The following is a 21,491-nucleotide window of genomic DNA, read 5'->3' as shown; positions in this document are numbered from 1 at the left end:
TCCTCGTTGAAGATCCGCCAGTTTATTGCTTTTGCTGTCCTGTCATTTTCCGCACATAGCGCTTTTGCCGACGATGCTTTTATTAACGCACCGCCTGCGCCGCAAATTCAGGCCGCATCCTGGGTGCTGATGGATTATACCACCGGGCAAATTCTGACCGCCTTTGATGAACATGTACGACGCAACCCGGCGAGCCTCACCAAACTGATGACCGGCTACGTTGTTGACCGCGCCATCGACAGCAAGCGCATAGGCGCCGATGATATTGTCACCGTAGGTAAAGACGCCTGGGCGCAGGGCAATCCCGTGTTTAAAGGATCGTCGCTGATGTTTTTAAAACCGGGCGACAGGCTGACGGTGCGCGATCTGAGCCGTGGCCTGATTATCGATTCCGGCAACGATGCCTGCGTGGCGCTCGCAGATTATGTCGCCGGAGGCGAAGCACAGTTCGTGGCGCTGATGAACAAATACGCCGCGCGGCTTGGCCTGCGTGATAGCCATTTTGAAACCGTACACGGCCTTGATGCGCCCGGCCAGCACAGCTCTGCTTATGATTTAGCCATACTTTCGCGGGCGATAATCCACGGCGAGCCTGAGTTCTACCATATGTACAGCGAGCGCAGCCTGACGTGGAACGGTATCACCCAGCAAAATCGTAACGGCCTGCTGTGGGATAAAAATCTTAACGTCGACGGGCTGAAAACAGGCCACACGTCCGGCGCCGGTTTTAACCTGATCGCTTCAAGCGTAGTAGGGCAGCGTCGCCTGATTGCCGTGGTGATGGGCGCCGAAAGCCCGAAAGGGCGTGAAGAGCAGGCGCGCAAACTGCTGCACTGGGGCCAGGAAAACTTCGATACCGTGCAAATCCTGCATAAAGGCAAAAAGATAGGTAAAGAGCACATCTGGTATGGCGACAAGAAGGAGTTTGACGTAGGCACCGACCAGGATGTCTATATGGCATTGCCAAAATCTGAAGTCTCTAATATAAAAGCTAAATACGTGCTCGATCGTCAGGCTATGGCGGCGCCTGTGAAAGCCAGTCAACGCGTTGGTGAAATCGAGCTTTTTGACCGCGACAAACTTATCGCCCACTGGCCGCTGGTTTCGCTTACTGAGGTGAAGAAAGGTGGGATGTGGTCGCGCTTTAGCGATTACCTGCAGCAAAAATTCTGAATTCCCCTGAGAAGGAATGCGGGAGGGGAGCGATCCTCTCCCGTTTTTTTTGCCTGCCGGCTATTTTTTCTTCGGAGCAGCTTTCGGTTTCTTCGCCGCCGTGGCTTCATTTTCGATTGGCGGAACGGCCCCCAGATCGGTACCGGTCACCGGGTTTACCGACGGATCGGATGCGGTGCGGACGATAAGGTTTTTCAGATTGGCCTGCTCTTTTTCAGGGAGCGAAACGCTGGCCATGCCGTCGCCGCCGTCGACTGCCGGAGTCGGGTCGGCCACAAACTCGAAGTTCTCATCCGAGTTCCAGCTTCCGCGCACGTCGTCGCCCTGCGACATGTTGTAGTAAACATTCGCATATTGCTCAACGGGTGGAAGTTTACCCGGCGGGAAGTTATTACGGATGGAGTACAGCGCTTTCTCAAACGAAATCTGGTGCGCCACTTCACGCGTCATCAGGAAGCCCAGAGCATCTTTTACGCCCGGATCGTCAGTCATATTAATAAGGCGTTCGTAGAGTATTTTTGCGCGGGCTTCAGCTGCAATGTTGGACCGCAAATCGGCCGTGACTTCGCCGATGGTATCGATATAAGCCGCACTCCAGGGAACGCCCGCCGAATTGGTGAGCGCCGGGCCGCCGCCGTACAGTAAGGAGGTCAGATGGCTGTCATTGCCGTTGCCGGTGATGGTGCGATACAGCTCGCCTTCCTTCTCGGTGCCTTCCGCTAGATCGCCTTTGGCGCCTTTATTGAGCATGCCCACCAGCGAACCAATGATTTCCAGGTGGCTGAGCTCCTCGGTGGCGATATCCATCAGCATATCCTTGCGCCCCGGATCGTCATCGCCCAGACCCTGCGTAAAGTAACGACAGGCGGCGGCAAGTTCGCCCTGAGGGCCGCCGAACTGTTCGAGAAGAAGGTTAGCAAGGCCCGGATTTGGACCAGCGACGCGAACGGTGTACTGCAGTTGTTTGACGTGTCTGAACATGGCTCACTCCATTTAGTACAAATTAAGTGAGCGCCTGCTCTGAGGCAGGTCGCTCGCCGGTGCTTGATTATTTTTTTGCTTCCACGCCCGGTTGGGCAGACCGCACCATAAACTGCTCGGTGACTTCAGGCAGATGGGTCGAGAGCCATTGGGCCATCGCGACTTCCTGCTCGAGGATCTGTCCAAAGATACGGGCGCCTTCATGGTCGCCAACCAGTTCGGCGGCGGCAATCAGCGAGGTATAGCTGGCTATTTCCATATTTTCAAAGACATAGCCACTGATGGCGCCTTTAACCACTTCATCCTCAGCCAGCATGCCGCCCATCGCCTGGCCCATGGCGCTTAGCTTGCCGACGGCATCTTTAAAGGCCGAGCTTGAGGTGTCATAGCGGTCGATAACGGATTTGACCAGCGCCTGCTGGCTACGGGTTTCGTCGATATGCTGCACGATTCGGGTTTTGAGGTCCGGGTAGTGCTCAAGGCGGTCGGCCATCTTTTCCAGCATGCTTTCCGCCTGCTTCTCCATGGCGTACGCGTCTCTTACCCAATCCAGATAGTTTTCTTCGTATGTCATGTTGTGTGCCTCTTAGGTAGGTAAATGTCCGGCAGAGTTCGGCTCAGGCACAGAGTGCGAAGTCGGCGTGAGCGTTAATGCCCTGCGCCACTATTTTCGCTACGGATAACACCAAAAAGAGAGTATTAAACCGCGCTCAGAAAGCGTTGATTGCCATTTGTCTGCCGGTATTAAACTTAAGTAAGTAAAAAATGTGCTTAGTGCCGCAACAGTAATTAAGCGTAGTTCAATCGGTGAATCAGTGTTGTCAGGAAAATAAATTTCACCGCTTTAAGAGGTTTCCTGGGCCGGCTTTTAAAATGAGAATTAAGCCTTATTGACGCCAGCAGGACGCAGGCAAACAGAGCTAAGATAAATAACCCGGCGTACAATTTTACCGCTAAGAAGTACCGCTAAAGACGAAGGGAAAATATAATCCAGAAAGGGAAATAAACTTTTCACTCAGGTACCTACGCTATTAAAAAAGACAGGAGATAGTATGGAATTTAAGATTCAGCACAGACCAGAACATAAAGTTGCCGGTTTTCATATGGTTGGTCCCTGGGAACAAAGCGTTCATCAGGGATTTGAGCAGCTCGCCCTGTGGGTAAAATCCCATAACGTTCCCGTGAGCGAGTGGCTGGCGGTTTATTACGATAATCCCGATGAGGTGCCCGCAGAGAAGCTGCGCTGCGATACGGTTATCAGGGTGCCGGAAGAGTTTGAGGTACCGGAAAACAGCGAAGGCGTTATCGTTACCCATATTGCAGGCGGTGAATACGCCGTTGCGCGGGTACGTATCGAGGACAACGATTTTGCCGGACCCTGGAGGCAGTTTTTCGGTAGGCTGGCCGCTGACGAACATTATCAGATGACCGGCAAGCCTTGCTTTGAACACTATCTCAACGACGGTTCGGAAAACGGCGTCTGGGAACTTGATATGTATGTCCCGGTTGCCGGCAAGCGTTAAAATTAGACAATATTGCAATGACTCTATCGCCATCTGTATTGATCTATGCCAAACGCCCGGGATCTCCTTTGTCGGGTGTCTGGCATTAGTCTGCTACAATCGCGCTTTTGATTTCAGGAGACGGGTGTGCGCCCCGACAAATTACTTAGCCCGTTTGAAATGCGTGTTTACAGCCACTATCGCACGGTACACGGGATTCGCATCGCGCTGGCGTTTATTCTCACCTTCATTCTTGTTCGCATACTCAACGTGCCGGAAGGCACCTGGCCGCTGATTACGCTTGTGGTGGTCATGGGACCCATCTCCTTCTGGGGGAACGTTATTCCCAGAGCTTTTGAACGTATCGGCGGCACTATATTTGGCGCGGCGCTCGGGCTTGTGGCCCTTAAACTGGAGCTTTATTCCCTGCCGCTTATGCTGCTCTGGTGTGCGATAGCCATGTTCTTATGCGGTTTTCTGGCGCTCGGCAAACGCCCTTACCAGGCCCTGCTGATTGGCATCACGCTTTCTGTGGTGGTGGGGGCGCCTGCGGGGAACATGGAAACCGCGCTGTGGCGAAGCGGCGACGTCATCTTCGGATCGCTGCTGGCGATGCTCTACACCAGCATCTATCCGCAACGGGCATTTATCCACTGGCGAATACAGATGGCGAGCTTCGTGACGGCGTTCGGCCGGCTCTGTAACGCGGGATTTTCACCAAATTTGCTTGAGCGTCCGCGCTTAGAAAAACCGCTGCAAACCATTCTTAACGACGTGGTAAAAATGCGCGCCCTGATTGGGCCTGCCAGCAAAGAAACGCACATTCAGAAAACGATTTTTGAAGCGATTCAGAAAGTGAGCCGCAATATGGTGTGTACGCTTGAGCTGCAAATTAACGCTTACTGGACGTCACGGGCCAGCCATTTTTTGATGCTTAACGCGCGTACGCTGCGCGACACGCAGCAAATGACGCAAAGAACCCTCAGCGCCATTGCGCTGGCCCTGCAGGAGGGCAATCCGTCGCCCATCTCGGCCAATACCGAAAAGCTCAGCGAAATTGTCAGCGAGCTGCGCCAGCTGATGCAGGAGGGGCAGCAGGGCAGCGCGCCGCAGGAAACGCCGATCTACGGCTATGTATGGCTAAGCCTGGAGCTGGCCCGCCAGCTGGAATTACTGTCGCAGCTTATCTGCCGGGCGCTGCGTAAGTAGCGGGCGAGCGCCCGCTTTTACAATGCTGGTTTCGATTCAGCATTAATTAAGGTTAAGATAGGACCAGCGACCGATAAATCATTGTCAACGGCAGCCGCTACCTTTATGGTTAGGGCAGTTGTCTTAACGAATCCGAGTTTGAATTTAGCAGGGGTGTAAAAATGGAAAATACTAAGCCTTCTTTTCAGGACGTTCTGGAGTTCGTGCGTCTGTTCCGTCGTAAGAACAAACTGCAGCGTGAAATTCAGGACGTAGAGAAAAAGATCCGTGACAACTCAAAACGTGTTCTGCTGCTCGATAACCTGAGCGATTACATCAAGCCGGGCATGAGCATCGAAGCCATTCAGGGCATCATCGCCAGCATGAAGACCGACTACGAAGACCGCGTTGATGACTACATCATCAAAAATGCTGAGCTTTCCAAAGAGCGTCGCGAAATTTCTAAAAAACTTAAAGCGATGGGCGAGCTGAAGCCGGAATAAGCTTTAGCCGCAGCATACCTTCTGAAACCGCCTTTGACCTGAGGCGGTTTTTTTTCGCCTGCCAGCGACAGCCGTCTTCTGGCGCGGCATACAAGTAAGGAGGCATGATGGGCAATGCCGTAATGATCCAGGGCACCGCTTCAGATGTCGGAAAAAGCGTGCTGGTGGCGGGACTGTGCCGCATTTTTTCCCAGGACGGGCTTAGCGTCGCGCCGTTTAAATCGCAGAATATGGCGCTCAACTCGGGCATCACGCCAGACGGCAAAGAGATGGGGCGCGCGCAGATATTCCAGGCCGAAGCCGCCGGGATTGCGCCGGACGTGCGCATGAATCCCGTGCTGTTAAAACCCACCAGCGACTGCAAAGCGCAGGTGGTGCTGATGGGCAAAGTCGCCACCAACATGGACGCTGTCACGTATCACAATTACAAACCCCGGTTGCGCAGCCAGATTCAGGAAGTGTACCGCAGCCTTGCGTCCGAATACGAAGTGATGGTGCTGGAAGGGGCGGGCAGCCCGGCGGAGATTAACTTACGCGATCGCGATATCGTCAATATGGGCATGGCTGAACTGGCCGAATGCCCGGTGATCCTGGTGGCGGATATCGACCGCGGCGGCGTGTTTGCCGCAATTTACGGCACCATCGCGCTTCTGACCGAACAGGAAAAGCGGCGCGTAAAAGGCGTTATCATCAATAAGTTTCGCGGCGATAAAGCGCTGCTTTACTCGGGCGTTGAACAAATCGAAGCCCTGACCGGCGTGCCGGTGCTGGGCGTTATGCCGTGGCTGAAGGTGGATCTGGAAGATGAGGACAGCGTTGTTTTAGCGCGCGGCAAATACGATGCCGACACGCCTGGGGATCTGAATATCGCGGTGATCCAGCTGCCCTACATGTCCAACTTCACCGATTTTAACGCGCTGGCTGCCCAGCCGGACGTGCGCCTGCGTTATGTCAGCCAGCCGCATGAGCTTCAGGGCTGCGATCTGGTTATTCTGCCCGGCAGCAAAAACACGCTAAGCGATTTGCTCTGGGTTCGTGAGAACGGCTTTGAAAAAGCGCTGCTGGCGCATCACCGGGCGGGCGGTGCGGTGCTGGGCATTTGCGGCGGCTACCAGATGCTTGGCAACCATATCTTCGACGCGGTGGAGTTCGGTCTGAATGAATTGCCGGGCATCGGCCTGCTGGACGTGGTGACCCGTTTCGCCAGTGTGAAAACCACCACCCGAGCGGCGGGTAAAACGCTTCCGGCATTGCCCGGCCTCTTCAGCACCTGCGCGGCGCTCAGGCTGGAGGGCTATGAAATCCATATGGGCGAAACGCAGCGCGGCGCGCAGGTTGAACCTTTCGCCCGCCTGAGCGAGTGCAACGCTCAGCCTTACGACAGCCTTGATGGCGCGGTAAGCGCGGACGGCAGCGTGCTGGGAACCTATCTGCACGGCGTGTTTGATAGCGGTGAATTTACCCGTGCGCTGCTTGACGGCCTGCGTGAGCGAAAAGGGTTGCAAGCGTGGGATGGCGAGCGGTTTGATTATCAGCAGCATAAACAGCGGCAGTTCGATATTCTTGCCAGCGCCATGCGTGAACATATTGATATCCAGCGTATTTACCAGATTATGCGTGAACATCGGGAGCAATCATGTATCTGATTACCGGCGGCGCACGCAGCGGCAAAAGCCGCCATGCGGAGCAACTGGCCGCCTTGAGCGAACGCGTGTTGTACATCGCCACCGCGAAAATAGTCGATGAGGAAATGGCGGCCCGCATTCAGCATCACCGCGCTTCCCGTCCGGCGCGCTGGCGCACCGTAGAGCAATACCGCGATTTGAACGGCGTTATCGGCGCCGCGAACGACCCGCAGGAGGCGATACTGCTGGAATGCATCACCACGTTACTCACCAATATTATGTTCGATGCGGCGGGCGATAAGCCTGAAGATGAATGGGATTTCGCGGCAATCGAGCAGCAGGTAAACCAGCAAATCGATGCGCTGCTGGCCGCCTGTGCGGTCTGCCCGTCGCCGGTTTATCTCGTGACCAACGAAGTGGGGATGGGCATTGTGCCGGAGAATCGCCTGGCCCGGCACTTTCGCGATATTGCCGGGCGCGTAAACCAGCGGCTGGCGGCTGAAGCGCAGGGAGTCTGGCTGGTGGTGTCCGGGATTGGAGTAAAAATAAAATGATCTTTCGTTTGTACTTTGCCACGCTGCAGTTCATGAGCCGTTTACCGGTGCCGGGCCGCTGGTCGCAGGGGCTGGAGGTGGGGCAGTACGTGCGCGGCATCATCACCTTTCCCTTCGTTGGCCTGCTGTTGGGCGCCATCGCAGGGCTGGTCTTCGTTGTCTTGCAGCCGTGGTGCGGCCTGCCGCTGGCGGCGCTGGGCTACGTGCTGGCGCTGGCGCTGCTGACCGGCGGCTTTCATCTGGACGGCCTGGCGGACACCTGCGACGGCGTGTTTTCGGCCCGCACCCGCGAACGCATGCTGGAAATTATGCGCGACAGCCGTCTGGGCACGCACGGCGGGCTGGCGCTGATTTTTGTTCTTTTCGCCAAGGTGCTGGCGGTCAGCGAGTTATCCCTGCGCGGCGGGAACATGCTTGCCCTGCTGGCCGCGGCTTCCGTCGCCGGACGCACCGCCTGCGTGCTGCTGATGTATCGACAGAAGTACGCCAGAGAAAAGGGGCTGGGCAATCTGTTTATTGGCAAGGTAAACGGGAAACAGACTGTGGTGACCCTGGCTGGCGGCGCGTTGCTTTCCGTGCTGCTGGTGCCGTCGGCGGGTATTTTTGCGTTCGCGGTGACGCTCGTTGTCATTATGGCGCTGGCCTGGGCGCTGCGTTGCGCGCTTGGCGGGCACACCGGCGACACGCTGGGCGCGGCCATCGAGCTTGGCGAAGTCGTTTTTTTGCTGGCGCTTTTGTAGCGTCAGATTAACCATTCAGGGAATAAATAAATGCAGACACTGGCTACGCTTCTGGCGGCGATTTCCCCGCTCGATCGTCACGCAATGGCTAACGCGCAGCAGCATATCGACGGCCTGTTAAAACCGCCGGGCAGCCTGGGAAGGCTGGAGTCGCTCGCCGTCCAGCTCGCGGGCATGCCGGGGTTGAAAGACGGCCTCGACACGAGCCGCAAAGCGATTCTGGTGATGTGCGCCGATCACGGCGTTTATACGGAAGGCGTGGCGGCTGCGCCGCAGGTGGTAACTGCGATTCAGACCATGAATATGACGCGCCGCAATACCGGCGTCTGCGTGCTGGGCGCGCTTGCCGGGGCAGAGGTGACAGTTGTAGACGTCGGCGTTGACAGCGAACCGCTGCCCGGCGTGCTGAATATGAAGGTGGCGCGCGGCAGCGGCAACATCGCCAGAGGCCCGGCGATGACGCGCCAGCAGGCGGAAGAGTTGCTGCTGGCAACGGCAAAACTCACTCTTGCCAGAGCGGCGGAAGGCGTGCGGCTGTTTGGCGTGGGCGAGCTGGGCATGGCGAATACTACGCCCGCGGCAGCGATGGTCAGCGTATTTACCGACAGCGATCCGAGCGATACCGTGGGCATGGGCGCGAATCTGCCGGTCGACAAAATAGCTCATAAGATTGCCGTGGTGCGCCGGGCGCTGGAGGTCAATCAGCCCGATGCGCAGGACGGTATCGAGGTGCTGGCGAAAGTTGGCGGGTTTGATCTGGTCGGCATGACCGGCGTCATGCTGGGCGCGGCGGCGGCCGGGCTGCCGGTGGTGCTCGATGGCTATCTCTCTTATGCCTCCGCCCTTGCCGCCTGCCGCATTGCGCCCGGCGCGCGCGCTTACCTCATCCCCTCGCATCTATCGGCAGAGAAGGGCGCACGGCTTGCCCTGAAGCATCTGGTTCTGGAGCCCTATCTGCATATGGAAATGCGCCTGGGTGAAGGCAGCGGAGCCGCGCTGGCGATGCATATCGTCGATGCCGCCTGCGCGATGCATAACCAGATGGGAACGCTGGCGGGCAGTAATATTGATTTGCCGAAAGGCAAATAGATCGGTGGATAAGCGAAGCGCCATCCACCGGTTTTTCTGCAGCACCTGCAAAAGCGTATTCAGCAGCCCTGGGAAACGCGCATTCAGATCTTCACGCCTTAGCGAGATCAATTTCGTCCTTTCCTGCGGGCGTCATCGCTGATTTCGCAGCGTGCCGCAGGCCTGCTCTCCCCGTTCCGTCAGCGTTCTGATGATATCCAGCCGCAAAAAATACTCCAGCGCAAAAAGCACATTTTCCACGCGGATTTGTTCTCGTTCGGGGCGATTGGCGATCATACTCTTCCTGTGCTGGCCGTTGCTGTTACGGCCCGGTTTTACTCCCAAAACGCGGCAAACTCTGCCGCTCACGGTCAAAGAGACTAAGGACGCATCATGCCCCGACCCATCCCTCTTGAGCGCTATCGCAACATTGGTATTTCCGCCCACATCGATGCCGGTAAAACGACCACTACCGAACGCATCCTGTTTTATACCGGCATGAGCCATAAGCTGGGCGAAGTTCACGATGGCGCAGCAACGACGGACTGGATGGCGCAGGAGCAGGAGCGCGGGATTACCATCACTTCGGCGGCGGTAAGCTGCTTCTGGTCGGGTATGGATCGCGGCTTCGAGCCGCATCGGATCAATATTATCGACACCCCGGGCCACGTTGATTTCACCATAGAAGTGGAACGTTCCATGCGCGTGCTCGACGGTGCGGTGATGGTGTATGACGCCGTAGGCGGCGTTCAGCCCCAGTCCGAAACCGTGTGGCGGCAGGCCAACAAATATCATGTGCCGCGCCTGGCTTTCGTCAACAAAATGGATCGCCAGGGAGCGGATTTCTTCCGCGTGGTACAGATGATGATTGACCGGCTGAAGGCGAATCCTGTGCCGATCGTTATCCCGATTGGCGCGGAAGATCGTTTCACCGGCGTGGTGGATCTCATCAAAATGCGCGCTATTTTGTGGGACGACGCAACGCAGGGGATGACGTTTAACTACGCGCCCGTACCGGAAGCGTTGCTTTCAACCGCGCAAAAATGGCGCGACAAGATGGTGTCGGCCGCGGCGGAAGCCAGCGAAACGCTGATGGATAACTATCTGGAAACAGGCGAGCTGAGCGAAGAGGAGATTGTCGCAGGCCTGCGCGCGCGCACCGTTGCCGGTGAAATTCAGCCGATGCTCTGCGGCAGCGCTTTTAAAAATAAAGGCGTGCAGCGCATGCTTGACGCCATAGTCGAGCTGATGCCTTCTCCGCTTGATATCCCCTCCATTCAGGGCATCGATGAGAAAGGTCAAACGGTTGAACGACATCCCGCCGACGGCGAACCGTTCTCCGCGCTGGCATTCAAACTGATGACCGACCCTTACGTGGGACAGCTGACGTTTATTCGCGTTTACTCCGGCGTGCTAAAAAAAGGCGATTCGGTTTACAACCCGGTGAAGGGCAAGAAAGAGCGTATCGGACGCATCGTGCAGATGCATGCCAACGACAGGCATGAGGTGGACGAGCTGCGCGCCGGCGATATCGCCGCCTGCGTGGGGCTGAAAGATGTCACCACGGGCGATACGCTCTGCGATCCAGCAGCCGTGGTTTCGCTGGAGCGTATGGAGTTTCCGGAGCCGGTGATTTCGCTGGCGATTGAGCCGAAAACCAAGGCGGATCAGGAACGCATGGGTATAGCTCTGCAGCGGCTGGCGGCGGAAGATCCGTCGTTCCGGTTACACACCGACGAAGAATCCGGGCAGACCATTATTTCCGGCATGGGCGAGCTGCATCTGGAAATTATTGTCGACCGTATGAAGCGCGAGTTTGGCGTAGAAGCGAACATCGGGCGTCCGCAGGTCACCTATCGCGAAACCCTGCGCAAAACGGTGAAAGAGGTGGAAGGCAAATTTGTCCGGCAGTCGGGCGGCAAAGGACAGTATGGCCACGTGGTGCTAACCATTGAACCGCTTGAGGCGGGCAAAGGCTTCGCATTTGAAGATGCGACCAAAGGCGGCGTGGTGCCGCGTGAATTTATACCCTCGGTGGAAAAGGGCGTTCGCGAAGCGCTGAACAGCGGCGTGCTGGCGGGCTATCCGGTGGTGGATGTCAAAGTGACGCTGACTTTTGGTTCGTATCACGACGTGGATTCCTCGGAGATGGCTTTCAGGATGGCGGCTATCTTTGGCTTCAAGGAGGGCGCACGGCGGGCCGACCCGGTTATTCTGGAGCCTGTTATGCACGTAGAGGTGGAAACGCCGGAAGAGTACGCCGGTAACGTGATGGGCGATCTCTCTTCAAGGCGCGGCATGGTGCAGGGCATGGATGAAAGGCTCGGCAGCCACATTATTCGCGCCGATGTGCCGCTCTCAGAGATGTTTGGCTACTCCACCACGTTGCGTTCCATGTCCCAGGGGCGCGCCACTTACAATATGGAGTTTCACCATTACGCAGAAGCGCCGCGTAACGTGGCGGAGGTAATTATTGCGAACCGTAGCAAATAGTTATTTTCAGGCATGAGCGCTCATTAATAGCAGTAAAGCAAGAGGGCCGGACAGCCGGATTCGGCCCGCTTAATCATATGGCGCCTTTTCTTACTATCTGGCGTATTCTCATCGCCATGGATAAACGACGTTACGGGCCAGCAGGGGTTATTCATGTCTGGTCAGGGAGCCCCCATCGTAGCGGGTTTTATTAAATTTATTCGCCTGCTCGATGACCCAGTTCCGGAAGTAAGCAATTTTCGGCAAGCTATCGCACCCGGGGCGATAGACCAGATAATAGGCCAACGGACCAGAGAGCGAAACTTCCGGGCACAGCCGTATAAGTCTGCCGCTTTTGATATCCTCATCGACCATAATACTTCTGGCTAAAGCGATGCCATGCCCTTCAATCGCTGCCTGCAACACTGCTGCTGAGTTATTAATCCGCAGGCCCGCTTTACGCGCTATTGCCTGAACGTTAAAGCGCCGCAACCACCGATCCCAGGTGATAAAATCTTTATGCTGCTCCATCGACAGATCGTGAATCAGCGTCTGCTCTGTGACGCCTGTCAGACAGTTAATCGCCGGGTTAACGGCCATAAGTGAAGGGGCGCACACCGGGAACACCTCTTCCGACATCAATAATTCAGCCTTTAACCCTTCCCATTTACCCAGACCGTATCGAATGCCCACGTCCATACCCTGCGCCGTGAAATCTAACAGCTTCAGGCTGGTTTCCAGACGCACGTCGATATCCGGCCAGCGGTGTTGAAAATCTTCTATCCTGGGCAGTAACCACTTGGCGGCAAAAGCGGGGCTGATGGTGACGTTAAGAATGCCATTAGTTGCGCCCTCACGAAGAATCGTCATGCCAAGGTTCAGGCTATGAAACCCTATACGAATATCCGGAAGCGCCCGCTGAGCGGGTTCCGTAAGAATCAGGGCGGCACGTCGGTTATTGCTGCGATGAAACAGCGGAAAACCTACCACCTCCTCAAGGGAACGCACCAGTTGGCCCACAGCCGCAGGCGTGACGTTCAACTCTTGCGCCGCCAGAGAGAAGCTCTGGTGGCGCGCGCTGGCTTCGAAAGCCCGTAGGGCATTGAGATGGACCGGTATCTTCATAGCAGATAGAAAACCTTTTTAGAGAGCCAAGATTATCTCATTTGTTCATGAGTTCGTTGCTAAACATAATGCAGAAACGGTGAGAGTTACAAAATAAATCGTTTAGGCCCTTAAACCTTGCGGTTGTTTTATGCGCAAAGTTTTTCTTTACGTTTAAGCGAGCAGCAAGCGGCACCGTAACGTAACGGATCCTGAAGCATTCTCTTTGGCTTCAGTTATCAACTGAATGAAGGAGTTAACCATGGCTTATTTGCAAATCACCCTTGATATCAGCGAGCAGAACCGTGCAGCCGCAGCAGCGGTGTATCAAAAATACAAAGCGCCTTTCCTGTCCACCATTGAGGGTGCCGTCTCGAAAGAGCTGTTGGTGCGTGCAGAAGATGTGCAGGTGCTGCATGGCTTTGAAACGGCTAAACAGGCCGAAGCCTATCTCGGCTCTCAGTTGTTCATCGCGGATGTGGTGGAAGCGTTGAAACCTTATCTGAACGGTGCGCCGGACGTGCGTATCTATACCGTTGCCTGATTACTCATATAAAAACGGAGGTCAATGTGTTTTTGAACTGGACTGAAATGCGTACCGAGTTGCGTGCGGCTATCGGAAGATTTGCAGGTCTGCAACCTGAAGTCATGCAGGGCATCGATAAGATGCAAAACGGCGCGGCAGCGACAGGGCATCTGGATGCTAAAACGCACGAGCTGATTGCGCTGGCGGTAGCCGTCACGACTCGCTGTGACGGATGCCTTTCGGTGCATGCTGAAGCAGCAGCAAAACAAGGTGCGACGCGTGAAGAGATTGCTGAAGCGTTGGGCGTTGCGATCACGCTCAACACGGGTGCTGCGCTGGTTTACTCCAGCCGGGCGCTTGATGCTTTCGACGCATTGCCGAAATAACCTTTGTAAGCGGCTTGCAGGTGAAGCCGCCTTTTCCTGACTATGGGAATCAGCATGTTAATTAACCACGATTTTACCCGGCGCGTTACCGTGAGCATCGACGATTACCACTGGGTTCACTCCCCGCAGGGTGGGGTTGATCGTGTGATGCTGGATCGTATCGGTGGAGAGCAGGCGCGAGCGACCAGCCTTGTTCGTTATTTACCTCAGACATCATTTCCACAGCACATTCACCCTGGCGGTGAAGAGATTCTGGTTCTGGCCGGGCAATTTTCGGAAGGTGAACAGGATTATCCCGCAGGCTGGTATCTGCGCAATCCGCCAGGTTCCACCCATCAGCCCCACAGTACCGACGGAACACTGCTGTTCGTAAAACTCGGCCAGATGGCCGCCAGCGAAAATGTACCGCTGCGTGTAGATACCCGCGATGCGGCAAACTGGCAGAGGGGTAAGGGTTTCTCTGTTTGCGCCCTGTTTGAAAACGCCCACGAGAGCGTCTGCCTGTTACGCTTGACGTCCGGCTCGCTTCTGGCGGAGCCGCCCCTGCCGGGGGGCGCTGAACTGTTTATCGTGGAAGGCAGCCTGACAGAAGGCGACAGTATCCATGCTCAGGGAAGCTGGATCCGTATTCCGGTCGGGCAACGCCTGGTGTTTATGGCCGAAACAGAAAACACCCTGCTGTATCTCAAAAAGGGCCATCTCAGCGATATGCGGAAACCTCAGCCATGATGAATGCTCAGGTGGCGATTGTCGGTGCGGGACTCAGCGGTTTATATGCGGCCTGGCTGCTGGAACAGGCCGGAGTTAGCTATGTCGTTCTTGAAGGCCGCAAGCGAGTCGGCGGTCGTATCTTACAGGTTGATAATGCGGGTGCGGACCTGGGGGCAACGTGGTTCTGGCCGGAGATCCAGCCCGCGTTGCTTAAGCTCCTTGCCGAGCTGAACATTGAGACTTTCGCGCATCAGGAAACGGGCGATATGCTTTTTGAGCGGACGATGGATACCGCTTCCCGTCATCCTGGGTTTGTCTCTTCCCCCGCGGCGGCACGAGTCCGTGGAGGTATGTCGCGGCCGATCGAGGCTCTGCTGGCTCGCCTCCAGAATGACCGCATCGTCACTGATGTGCAGGTGTCACAGATTCAGCAGCATAACGGCAGTCTTATTGTTCACGGGCATAACGTCGACGAGCAGACGGTAGCTGTGCAGGCGAAGCACGTCCTGCTGGCATTGCCCCCGATGCTGGCATCGCAGATAACCTTTTCCCCTGCGCTACCTTCATCCTTATTACAGGCGTGGCGTAACACTGGCACCTGGATGGCACCGCACGCAAAGTATATCGCGCTCTATTCCCGCAGTTTCTGGCAACGGAAAGGGTTATCCGGGGAAGCCAGAAGCGGTATCGGCCCTATGGTTGAAATCCACGACGTCTCTGAGCCTGACCAGATGTACACCCTGTTTGGTTTTATCGGGCTGCCGTTTAACGCGCGTCAGGCATTAGGGGAAGCAGCATTACGCGAGCAGTGTAAAGCGCAACTGGTGCGGCTGTTTGGCCAGGAAGCGGCGTATCCGAGCGCCGAGTATATTAAAGACTGGGCTGCCGATCCTTTTACCGCGACACCGCGCGATATGGTTTTACAGGCCGGTCATTCCGTACCGCCAGCATATGCTAATGAGGGGCAGTGGAGTCACTCCTTAACAGGTATCGCCAGTGAGTGGTCATCTGCATTTCCGGGCTATCTTGCAGGCGCGATTGATGCCGCTTTTGCAGGCGTCCAACGAATAGTGAACGAGGGGTAAGGCATGAAAAAAACATATAAGGCCATGCAGGTCACACGTCCTGGCCAGCTGGAAATGGTGGAAAGAGATCTTCCCGAACCAGGCCCTGGGGAAGTGCTAATCAAAGTAGAGGCCTGCGGCATCTGTGGTGCGGATGCCGGCGCCATCGAAGGGCTGGAGAAGGGCGTTGAGTATCCGCGTGTACCGGGCCATGAGGTTGTTGGCACGCTCTGCAAAACCTCTGGTCCGCTGCCTTCATGGCTGCAGCCTGGGCAACGCGTTGGGGTGGGGCGGTTAGGCGGCCATTGTAATGCCTGTGAACAGTGCAGACTCGGGCGCTTTAACCTCTGCCAGGACCAGCCGGTCACGGGTAGCTCGCGTGACGGAGGATATGCCGAATACATGCTGGCGCGTATGACGGGGCTGGTCGCCATTCCGGAGGATCTTTCATCCGTGGATGCCGCGCCGCTGCTTTGCGCAGGGATTGCGACCTTCAACGCGCTGAAGAAATCCCATGCCCAGGCCGGCGATACGGTTGTTATTCAGGGCGTGGGCGGCTTAGGGCATCTCGCCCTGCAGTATGCCAGGAAGATGGGTTTTCGCGTTGTCGCCGTTGGCAGAGGCGATGACATCGCGGAGGAGGTCATGGCGCTTGGGGCTCACCACTACATTGACACTCACCGACAGGATGCCGTGGCAGCGATCAAAGCGCTTGGCGGCGCGCAGGTGATTTTGTCGACCATAACGGATAGCCCTGCCGTCTCGGCTTTGTTGCCGGCGTTGGCTCCTCGGGGGCGGCTGATGGTCGTTGGGGTGGGCAAAGAGCCTCTGACGCTAATGCCTGGTTTGCTGGTAGGGCGAGAATTATCGGTCAATGGCGCCATTACCGGTACGGCTATTGAACTAGAAAAGGCCCTGGATTTCAGTCTGCTGGCGGATGTGCGGGCCATGATTGAAACGCGGCCACTGGCGCAGGCGCAGGAGGCCTTTGAAAAAATGCGCGGTGGGCAGGCCAAATTCCGCATGGTGCTTACCATGGATCACGCCTGAACATGCAGTGAGCAATTAATTAATGCAAAAGTAAGGGTTAATTTCATCTGCGAGAATAATTATGAGCAATGTACGTGTTACGCCATGGCAGGATAACGATCCCGTTCCTGCGGATTTATTAGCCTCGATGCAGGCGCGCCGTCCCGCTGGTGAATTGATCGGCATAGACAGGATCCTGCTGAAAAGCTTCCCATTGGCTACCGGCTGGAATGAGCTGCTGCGTCGGGTTCGCGCCGACTTCAGCCTGGAACTGATCTATCTTGAATTAATTATGCTGCGTGTTGCCGTGCTTAACGGCGCTGAATTCGAGTGGGGCGTGCACTATCCGGTGTACCTGCAGGCGGGCGGCTCTGAGGAAAAGGCTCAGGCGCTGAAAAGCGACATGCCAGAGCGCAGCCTGTTTGATGAGCGTGAGTGGACGTTGATTACGTTAACCGACCAGTCGACCAGACGGGTAAATGTTGATATCACCGTGATTGAGTCGCTGAAAGCCCTCTTCGGTGAAACCAAAACGGTGGAAGCGGTCGCGACCGTTGCCGCTTATAACATGGTGTCCCGCTTTCTGGTTGCGCTGGATATCTAGCGCAACCGTCCTCTCTCTTTCCATCATCCGGATAATCAGCGTACTGGCGACGGGTATATGACGCTGTTATTCCGCGCTAATGTCCGCAGCAGGCATGAAGGCATAACGTAAAAAAGGAGCCAGTGCTAAATCCAGCGCAGGCTCCTTTACAGAAAGAAAAACTTTATCAGCCACGAAGTATATCTGCTTTGTCCGGATGGCCGTTTCCCCCTCATACTGCCCCGGATAGAGGTGTTCCCCTGATTCCACGCTGTAAACCTACCGAACAGACCTATGACAATTCCATTGACGATCAAACAAATTGAGATGCTGGTGAAAATCAGCGAGGGAAAGGGATTATCTGAAGCCGCGCGCCTGCTTAATCTTTCCCCTTCAGCCGTTAGCAAAGGGCTGGCGGTGATGGAAGAGAATCTGGGTGTGCCGCTTATCCAGAGAACCACCCGTTCATTTCAGCTAACCGAAGCCGGGGAATACTTCGTTTCCAGGGCCACGGAGCTGCTGAAAGAGTTTGACGATATCGTCAACACGACCTGCGGTTATTTTAACCATCCTCACGGAGCCCTGAGGATCACCTGCTCCGTAGCATTCGGCTATGCTCATTTAATCGATATTTTTGAAGAATATCGCAAGGAAAATCACGACGTTGAGCTTATCCTCGATCTTGATGACCATCTGACAAACCTCAATGAAAACAATGTCGATATTGCGCTGAGGATCACTGCTACGCCGCCGCAGAATTATGCTGCCAGAAAATTATCCAAAATAAGCTGGTTGTACTGTGCTTCCCCCGCCTATCTTGCACGTAACGGCATTCCGACAAAACGAACAGAACTCGCCAGCCATGAATGTCTTGTGTACCCGGGCATAACGCCGCCGCTACGCTACAACGAGACAGCATCGCAACACCCGCAGTGCGACATTAAACCCAGAACGCCGGTGCAGGCCAACAGCAGCCTGCTGCTGCTGAAGGCGGCCCTTTCTGGACAGGGGATCGCATGGTTGCCTTCCTATCTTATCAGTCGTCATATTGATTCGGGGGAGTTGGTTCCCCTGAAGCTGGATGGCAAATACGCTTACTCGACGCATAGCCTTTATGCACTCTATTTTCCCAGCAAGTTCCGCAACCCCAAAGTCAGATCCTTTATCGATTTTTTGGTCGATGAGAAACAGCCGTGGAACCTGTGGGAAAAGGCAATCGACGATCTGCTTTAAAACAGAAGAGGAAATATGCGCCAGATCACAAAATTAAATTTCAGCGAGAGTGTTTTTATCAAGAAAAACCATTATAAGGATCACGTTTAAAGATAAATAAAAATACTGTTTTGTGGAGCCTGTCATATTCTTTTGCAATACCTTGATTGTGAATAAAAGTGCAAACTGTTTTCTCTAATTTTCATTCGCCACTGATTTTCTGCTGTGTAAAGCTTCTGACATTCAATCATTAATGCCAGCGTGATTATTGATTGAACTATCGGCAGGAACTTGTTGGCGTCCAATAAAGGAATGAAACAGGTTACCAGGCATGTATTTAAATCATGCCCAGTCTGGTGTTTTTATTTATTCTATTGGGGTCTCCTATGACTGTAGGAATTAATAACGAAGTAATTAATAAAAAGAATATACCGTTCACGATGTACGATTTAGGGTGGGTGGTGCTGTGTATCGGCGCCGCCATCGGCTCCGGGATTGTCTTTTTCCCTTTACAGGTTGGCCTGAAAGGGGTTTGGGTATTCGCACTGGCGGTTATTCTTGGTTATCCGGCCGTCTATTACATGCAGAAACTGTTTATCGAAACCATGGCACGTAGCGATGAACAAGATTCCTATCTGAGCATTATCACCAGCTATGTCGGCAGCCGTTGGGGTGTGTTGCTGGGCGCGCTTTATTCCATCACCATGCTGAAATCGATGGTGGAATATGCGCTTGCCATTACCAATGACAGCGCGTCGTATCTTAAAACCTTTGGTCTCACAACCCAGACGCTTTCTGAACACTGGTGGTGGTCTTTGCTGTTAATCGCCGGGCTTTCGCTGGTGGCATCGAAAGGTGAAAAATTACTGTTCAAAGTATCGGGCAGCATGATCGCCGTTAAGTTAGTCATTATCGTGGCGATTGGCTTTGTGGTGGTTCCGTTCTGGGATCTGAACAACATCGGTGAATTCCCAACGGTTAGCCATCTCGTTGTCGGCACGTTCCCAACCTTACCGTTCGCTATCTTTTCAATCATGTTCGTTGGGATTTTGAACCCTATGAATATCGCCTATAAAAAGCGCGAAGAAGATAAAGAGGTGGCTAAGTACAAGATTTTGCGGGTACACAAAGTCGCTTATCTGGTTCTGGTCGCCACTGTGCTGCTGTTTGTGGTCTCAATCGTACTTTCTATCAGCGAGGCGGATGCGCTGCGAGCTTATCAGGAAAACATTTCGGCGCTGGCGCTGGCCGCGAAAGTCATCCCGGGCGCCGCGGTAAAATACATGAGCGTTATCCTCAATGTGTTCTCAATCGTTACCGCATTCCTGGCGCTTTACCTGGCCGTCCATGAATCCTTTGTTGGCTTGATCAAAGTCGCTGTCCACAAGATGTTTAAGCCTCAGGACGACAATACCAACGCGGTATCGGTTACCGCCTTTTTCATGGTTGTGCTGGTATTGTGGTTGATCGTTCTGACGAACTTCCCGATTCTCAAAGTATTTGTTTTTGGCGGTGTTACTTATGGGCTGATTAGTTGTATTGTCCCTGGGTTCATTATTCTGAAGAATGATAAATTTATTGACCTGCGCGGAGCATCGGTCTATTACGTGATTTTAATTGGTCTGCTGATGTGTATCGGTCCATTTGTTATGCTGTTTTCACAATAGATTTTTTACCTCTATAACCTACAAGAAGTCATAACCATAATAACCTCATTGGATCATTATTAATTAAATTACGGGTCATCATTAATCTGCTTCATGATGACCTGGAAAAGAAAGTTCGCGAGTGGAAAGTAATGATAAAAAACGCTTGCCTGTGATATTAAGTAAGAGAAGTAACAGACAATGGGGAGCGAAGATGTCGCACAATAAAATCGCAAAAAAATTACAAAATTTTCAGTCATCGGCCATCAGAGAATTATTAAAACACAGCAAAATGGACGGCGTTATTTCACTTGGTGGTGGCATTCCGGATGCAAACCTTTTTGATCATGAAGGCTTGCAAATCGCCATGGATAAAGTCCTCACCAGCGCCTGGAAAGACGCATTTCAATATGGACTCAGCGAGGGCAGCCCGGAGCTGCGCGGCGCAATCTGTCAGCTGATGAGCGAAAGGGCAATTTGCTGCGCTCTGGATGATGTCGTCGTGACGTCAGGCTCGCAGCAATCGCTGGATATCCTTGCTCGCGCGTTGATTAATCCGGGCGATGTGGTGGTGGTAGAGCGGCCTACCTATCTCGCGGCGTTGCAGGTATTGCAGCTTGCAGAAGCGAGCGTGATGTCGGTTGGTACTGACGGCGACGGGATGATCGTGGATGAGCTCGAAGCGCTGTTGAAAACCACGGCGGTGAAGGCGGTCTACATCGTACCGACCTTTGGTAATCCCGGTGGGATCACCCTTGCGGAGCATCGACGCAAGCAGCTGGTGGTGCTGTCCCAGCGCTACGATTTCGTCATCATTGAAGACGATCCGTATGGCGAAATTAACTTTACCGATAAGACTTTTACCCCACTCAGAGCCTGGGCGGCGGAAATGGGTAACAGCGACAACGTTATTTACACCTCTACTTTCTCAAAGATCCTCGCGCCGGGCGCGCGAGTAGGGTGGTTGCTGGTGCCGGACTGGCTGAAACGTCAGGTGGTGAACCTTAAGCAAGCCACGGATTTACACACCAGCTCGTTATCGCAGTCTCTGACATACCACTATCTGAACAGCGGCCGCCTGGCCGGGCAAATCGCGCTGATTCGCGAAGCCTATAAACAGAAATGCCGGGTCCTGAGCCAGCATCTTAAAAGCGAGCTGGGCGACCATCTGACATTTCATCAGCCGATGGGCGGTATGTTTTTATGGGCAAAATTTAACGATGAGATAAACACCACGCAGTGGCTGCAGAAAACGCTCGATAACGGCGTAGTGTATGTGCCAGGAGAGTTCTTTTACTGCGATGAGCCAGATCGCTCAACGTTGCGCATGTCATACGTTAGTACGACGGAAGAGAACCTCAAAGAAGCGGTCTTACGGCTGAAAGCCGCAATGAACTAATTGCCCTCGCAATCCGCAACAGGGC

21 protein-coding genes and 1 pseudogene are annotated in these 21,491 nt (G+C 54.4%); 18 read left to right on the top strand and 4 right to left on the bottom strand.

What is annotated here, in order from left to right; all coding sequences use genetic code 11:
• Positions 1–6 precede the first annotated feature (6 nt).
• Entirely contained in the window at positions 7–1,173 is a 1,167-nt protein-coding gene (gene dacD, locus WLO31_RS13085; protein WP_435927036.1) for a serine-type D-Ala-D-Ala carboxypeptidase DacD, read from the top strand.
• 60 nt (positions 1,174–1,233) lie between these two features.
• Here dacD and WLO31_RS13080 read toward each other — a convergent pair whose 3' ends face one another.
• Both WLO31_RS13080 and WLO31_RS13075 read right to left on the bottom strand, forming a co-directional pair.
• The gene (locus WLO31_RS13080) at positions 1,234–2,154 is read right to left on the bottom strand and encodes a manganese catalase family protein (RefSeq protein WP_435927035.1); all 921 of its coding nucleotides are present in this window, start codon (positions 2,152–2,154) and stop codon (positions 1,234–1,236) included.
• Between the two features lie 67 nt (positions 2,155–2,221).
• A complete protein-coding gene (locus tag WLO31_RS13075) occupies positions 2,222–2,728 on the bottom strand; it encodes a ferritin-like domain-containing protein (RefSeq protein ID WP_435927034.1) in 507 nt (168 codons plus the stop codon).
• A gap of 478 nt (positions 2,729–3,206) precedes the next feature.
• Here WLO31_RS13075 and sbmC point away from each other — a divergent pair, with 478 nt between their 5' ends.
• From sbmC to cobT, 7 genes are all read left to right on the top strand, one after another.
• Positions 3,207–3,677 (top strand): DNA gyrase inhibitor SbmC, encoded by a 471-nt coding sequence (gene sbmC / locus WLO31_RS13070; RefSeq protein WP_435927033.1) that lies wholly within the window; start codon positions 3,207–3,209, stop codon positions 3,675–3,677.
• 126 nt (positions 3,678–3,803) lie between these two features.
• Positions 3,804–4,865: an FUSC family protein gene (locus WLO31_RS13065; protein WP_435927032.1), complete on the top strand. Its 1,062-nt coding sequence runs from the start codon at positions 3,804–3,806 to the stop codon at positions 4,863–4,865.
• A 161-nt stretch (positions 4,866–5,026) separates the two neighbouring features.
• Entirely contained in the window at positions 5,027–5,347 is a 321-nt protein-coding gene (locus tag WLO31_RS13060) for a DUF496 family protein (RefSeq protein WP_147402970.1), read from the top strand.
• A 107-nt stretch (positions 5,348–5,454) separates the two neighbouring features.
• The gene (locus WLO31_RS13055) at positions 5,455–6,993 is read left to right on the top strand and encodes a cobyric acid synthase (RefSeq protein ID WP_435930603.1); all 1,539 of its coding nucleotides are present in this window, start codon (positions 5,455–5,457) and stop codon (positions 6,991–6,993) included.
• The gene (cobU, locus tag WLO31_RS13050) at positions 6,981–7,526 is read left to right on the top strand and encodes a bifunctional adenosylcobinamide kinase/adenosylcobinamide-phosphate guanylyltransferase (RefSeq protein ID WP_435930602.1); all 546 of its coding nucleotides are present in this window, start codon (positions 6,981–6,983) and stop codon (positions 7,524–7,526) included. Before WLO31_RS13055 ends, cobU begins: the two co-directional genes overlap by 13 nt.
• Positions 7,523–8,266, top strand: coding sequence for an adenosylcobinamide-GDP ribazoletransferase (cobS, locus tag WLO31_RS13045; RefSeq protein WP_435927031.1), 744 nt, complete (start codon positions 7,523–7,525; stop codon positions 8,264–8,266). Before cobU ends, cobS begins: the two co-directional genes overlap by 4 nt.
• 30 nt (positions 8,267–8,296) lie before the next feature.
• Positions 8,297–9,355, top strand: coding sequence for a nicotinate-nucleotide--dimethylbenzimidazole phosphoribosyltransferase (gene cobT, locus WLO31_RS13040; protein ID WP_435927029.1), 1,059 nt, complete (start codon positions 8,297–8,299; stop codon positions 9,353–9,355).
• A 33-nt stretch (positions 9,356–9,388) separates the two neighbouring features.
• Here cobT and WLO31_RS13035 read toward each other — a convergent pair.
• Positions 9,389–9,631, bottom strand: a pseudogene (locus tag WLO31_RS13035) (hypothetical protein); the annotation flags it as partial.
• 96 nt (positions 9,632–9,727) lie between these two features.
• Between WLO31_RS13035 and fusA the strand changes: the two are divergent.
• Positions 9,728–11,827, top strand: a complete 2,100-nt coding sequence (gene fusA / locus WLO31_RS13030; RefSeq protein WP_435927028.1) for an elongation factor G — start codon at positions 9,728–9,730, stop codon at positions 11,825–11,827.
• A 147-nt stretch (positions 11,828–11,974) separates the two neighbouring features.
• Here the strand turns inward: fusA and gcvA are convergent, their stop codons facing one another.
• Positions 11,975–12,931, bottom strand: coding sequence for a transcriptional regulator GcvA (gcvA, locus tag WLO31_RS13025; RefSeq protein ID WP_435927027.1), 957 nt, complete (start codon positions 12,929–12,931; stop codon positions 11,975–11,977).
• A gap of 241 nt (positions 12,932–13,172) precedes the next feature.
• On the opposite strand from gcvA, the gene WLO31_RS13020 reads away from it, so the two are divergent.
• The 9 genes from WLO31_RS13020 (at position 13,173) to WLO31_RS12980 (ending at position 21,466) form a co-directional block, all read left to right on the top strand.
• Positions 13,173–13,454 carry a hypothetical protein gene (locus tag WLO31_RS13020; protein ID WP_435927026.1) on the top strand — a complete coding sequence of 94 codons (282 nt, stop codon included), beginning with the start codon at positions 13,173–13,175 and terminating at the stop codon, positions 13,452–13,454.
• 26 nt (positions 13,455–13,480) lie between these two features.
• On the top strand, positions 13,481–13,822 hold the full coding sequence (locus WLO31_RS13015) for a carboxymuconolactone decarboxylase family protein (protein ID WP_435927025.1): 342 nt from the start codon (positions 13,481–13,483) through the stop codon (positions 13,820–13,822).
• A gap of 54 nt (positions 13,823–13,876) precedes the next feature.
• The gene (locus WLO31_RS13010; RefSeq protein WP_435927024.1) at positions 13,877–14,551 is read left to right on the top strand and encodes a cupin domain-containing protein; all 675 of its coding nucleotides are present in this window, start codon (positions 13,877–13,879) and stop codon (positions 14,549–14,551) included.
• The gene (locus WLO31_RS13005; RefSeq protein ID WP_435927023.1) at positions 14,548–15,618 is read left to right on the top strand and encodes a flavin monoamine oxidase family protein; all 1,071 of its coding nucleotides are present in this window, start codon (positions 14,548–14,550) and stop codon (positions 15,616–15,618) included. The genes WLO31_RS13010 and WLO31_RS13005 overlap by 4 nt, the downstream gene beginning before the upstream one ends.
• Before the next feature lie 3 nt (positions 15,619–15,621).
• On the top strand, positions 15,622–16,647 hold the full coding sequence (locus tag WLO31_RS13000) for an alcohol dehydrogenase (protein WP_435927022.1): 1,026 nt from the start codon (positions 15,622–15,624) through the stop codon (positions 16,645–16,647).
• Positions 16,648–16,708: 61 nt separating this feature from the next.
• Positions 16,709–17,230, top strand: coding sequence for a carboxymuconolactone decarboxylase family protein (locus tag WLO31_RS12995; RefSeq protein WP_435927021.1), 522 nt, complete (start codon positions 16,709–16,711; stop codon positions 17,228–17,230).
• 273 nt (positions 17,231–17,503) lie between these two features.
• Positions 17,504–18,442, top strand: a complete 939-nt coding sequence (locus WLO31_RS12990; protein ID WP_435927020.1) for a LysR family transcriptional regulator — start codon at positions 17,504–17,506, stop codon at positions 18,440–18,442.
• 365 nt (positions 18,443–18,807) lie between these two features.
• Positions 18,808–20,088 carry an amino acid permease gene (locus WLO31_RS12985; RefSeq protein WP_435927019.1) on the top strand — a complete coding sequence of 427 codons (1,281 nt, stop codon included), beginning with the start codon at positions 18,808–18,810 and terminating at the stop codon, positions 20,086–20,088.
• 193 nt (positions 20,089–20,281) lie between these two features.
• On the top strand, positions 20,282–21,466 hold the full coding sequence (locus tag WLO31_RS12980) for a PLP-dependent aminotransferase family protein (protein ID WP_435927018.1): 1,185 nt from the start codon (positions 20,282–20,284) through the stop codon (positions 21,464–21,466).
• Positions 21,467–21,491 lie beyond the last annotated feature (25 nt).

This window comes from Dryocola sharpae, assembly GCF_051307055.1.
Classification (GTDB): Bacteria; Pseudomonadota; Gammaproteobacteria; order Enterobacterales; family Enterobacteriaceae; genus Dryocola.
Note: the sequence above shows the minus strand (reverse complement) of the source record. Positions and strands in the feature narration are given on the sequence as shown.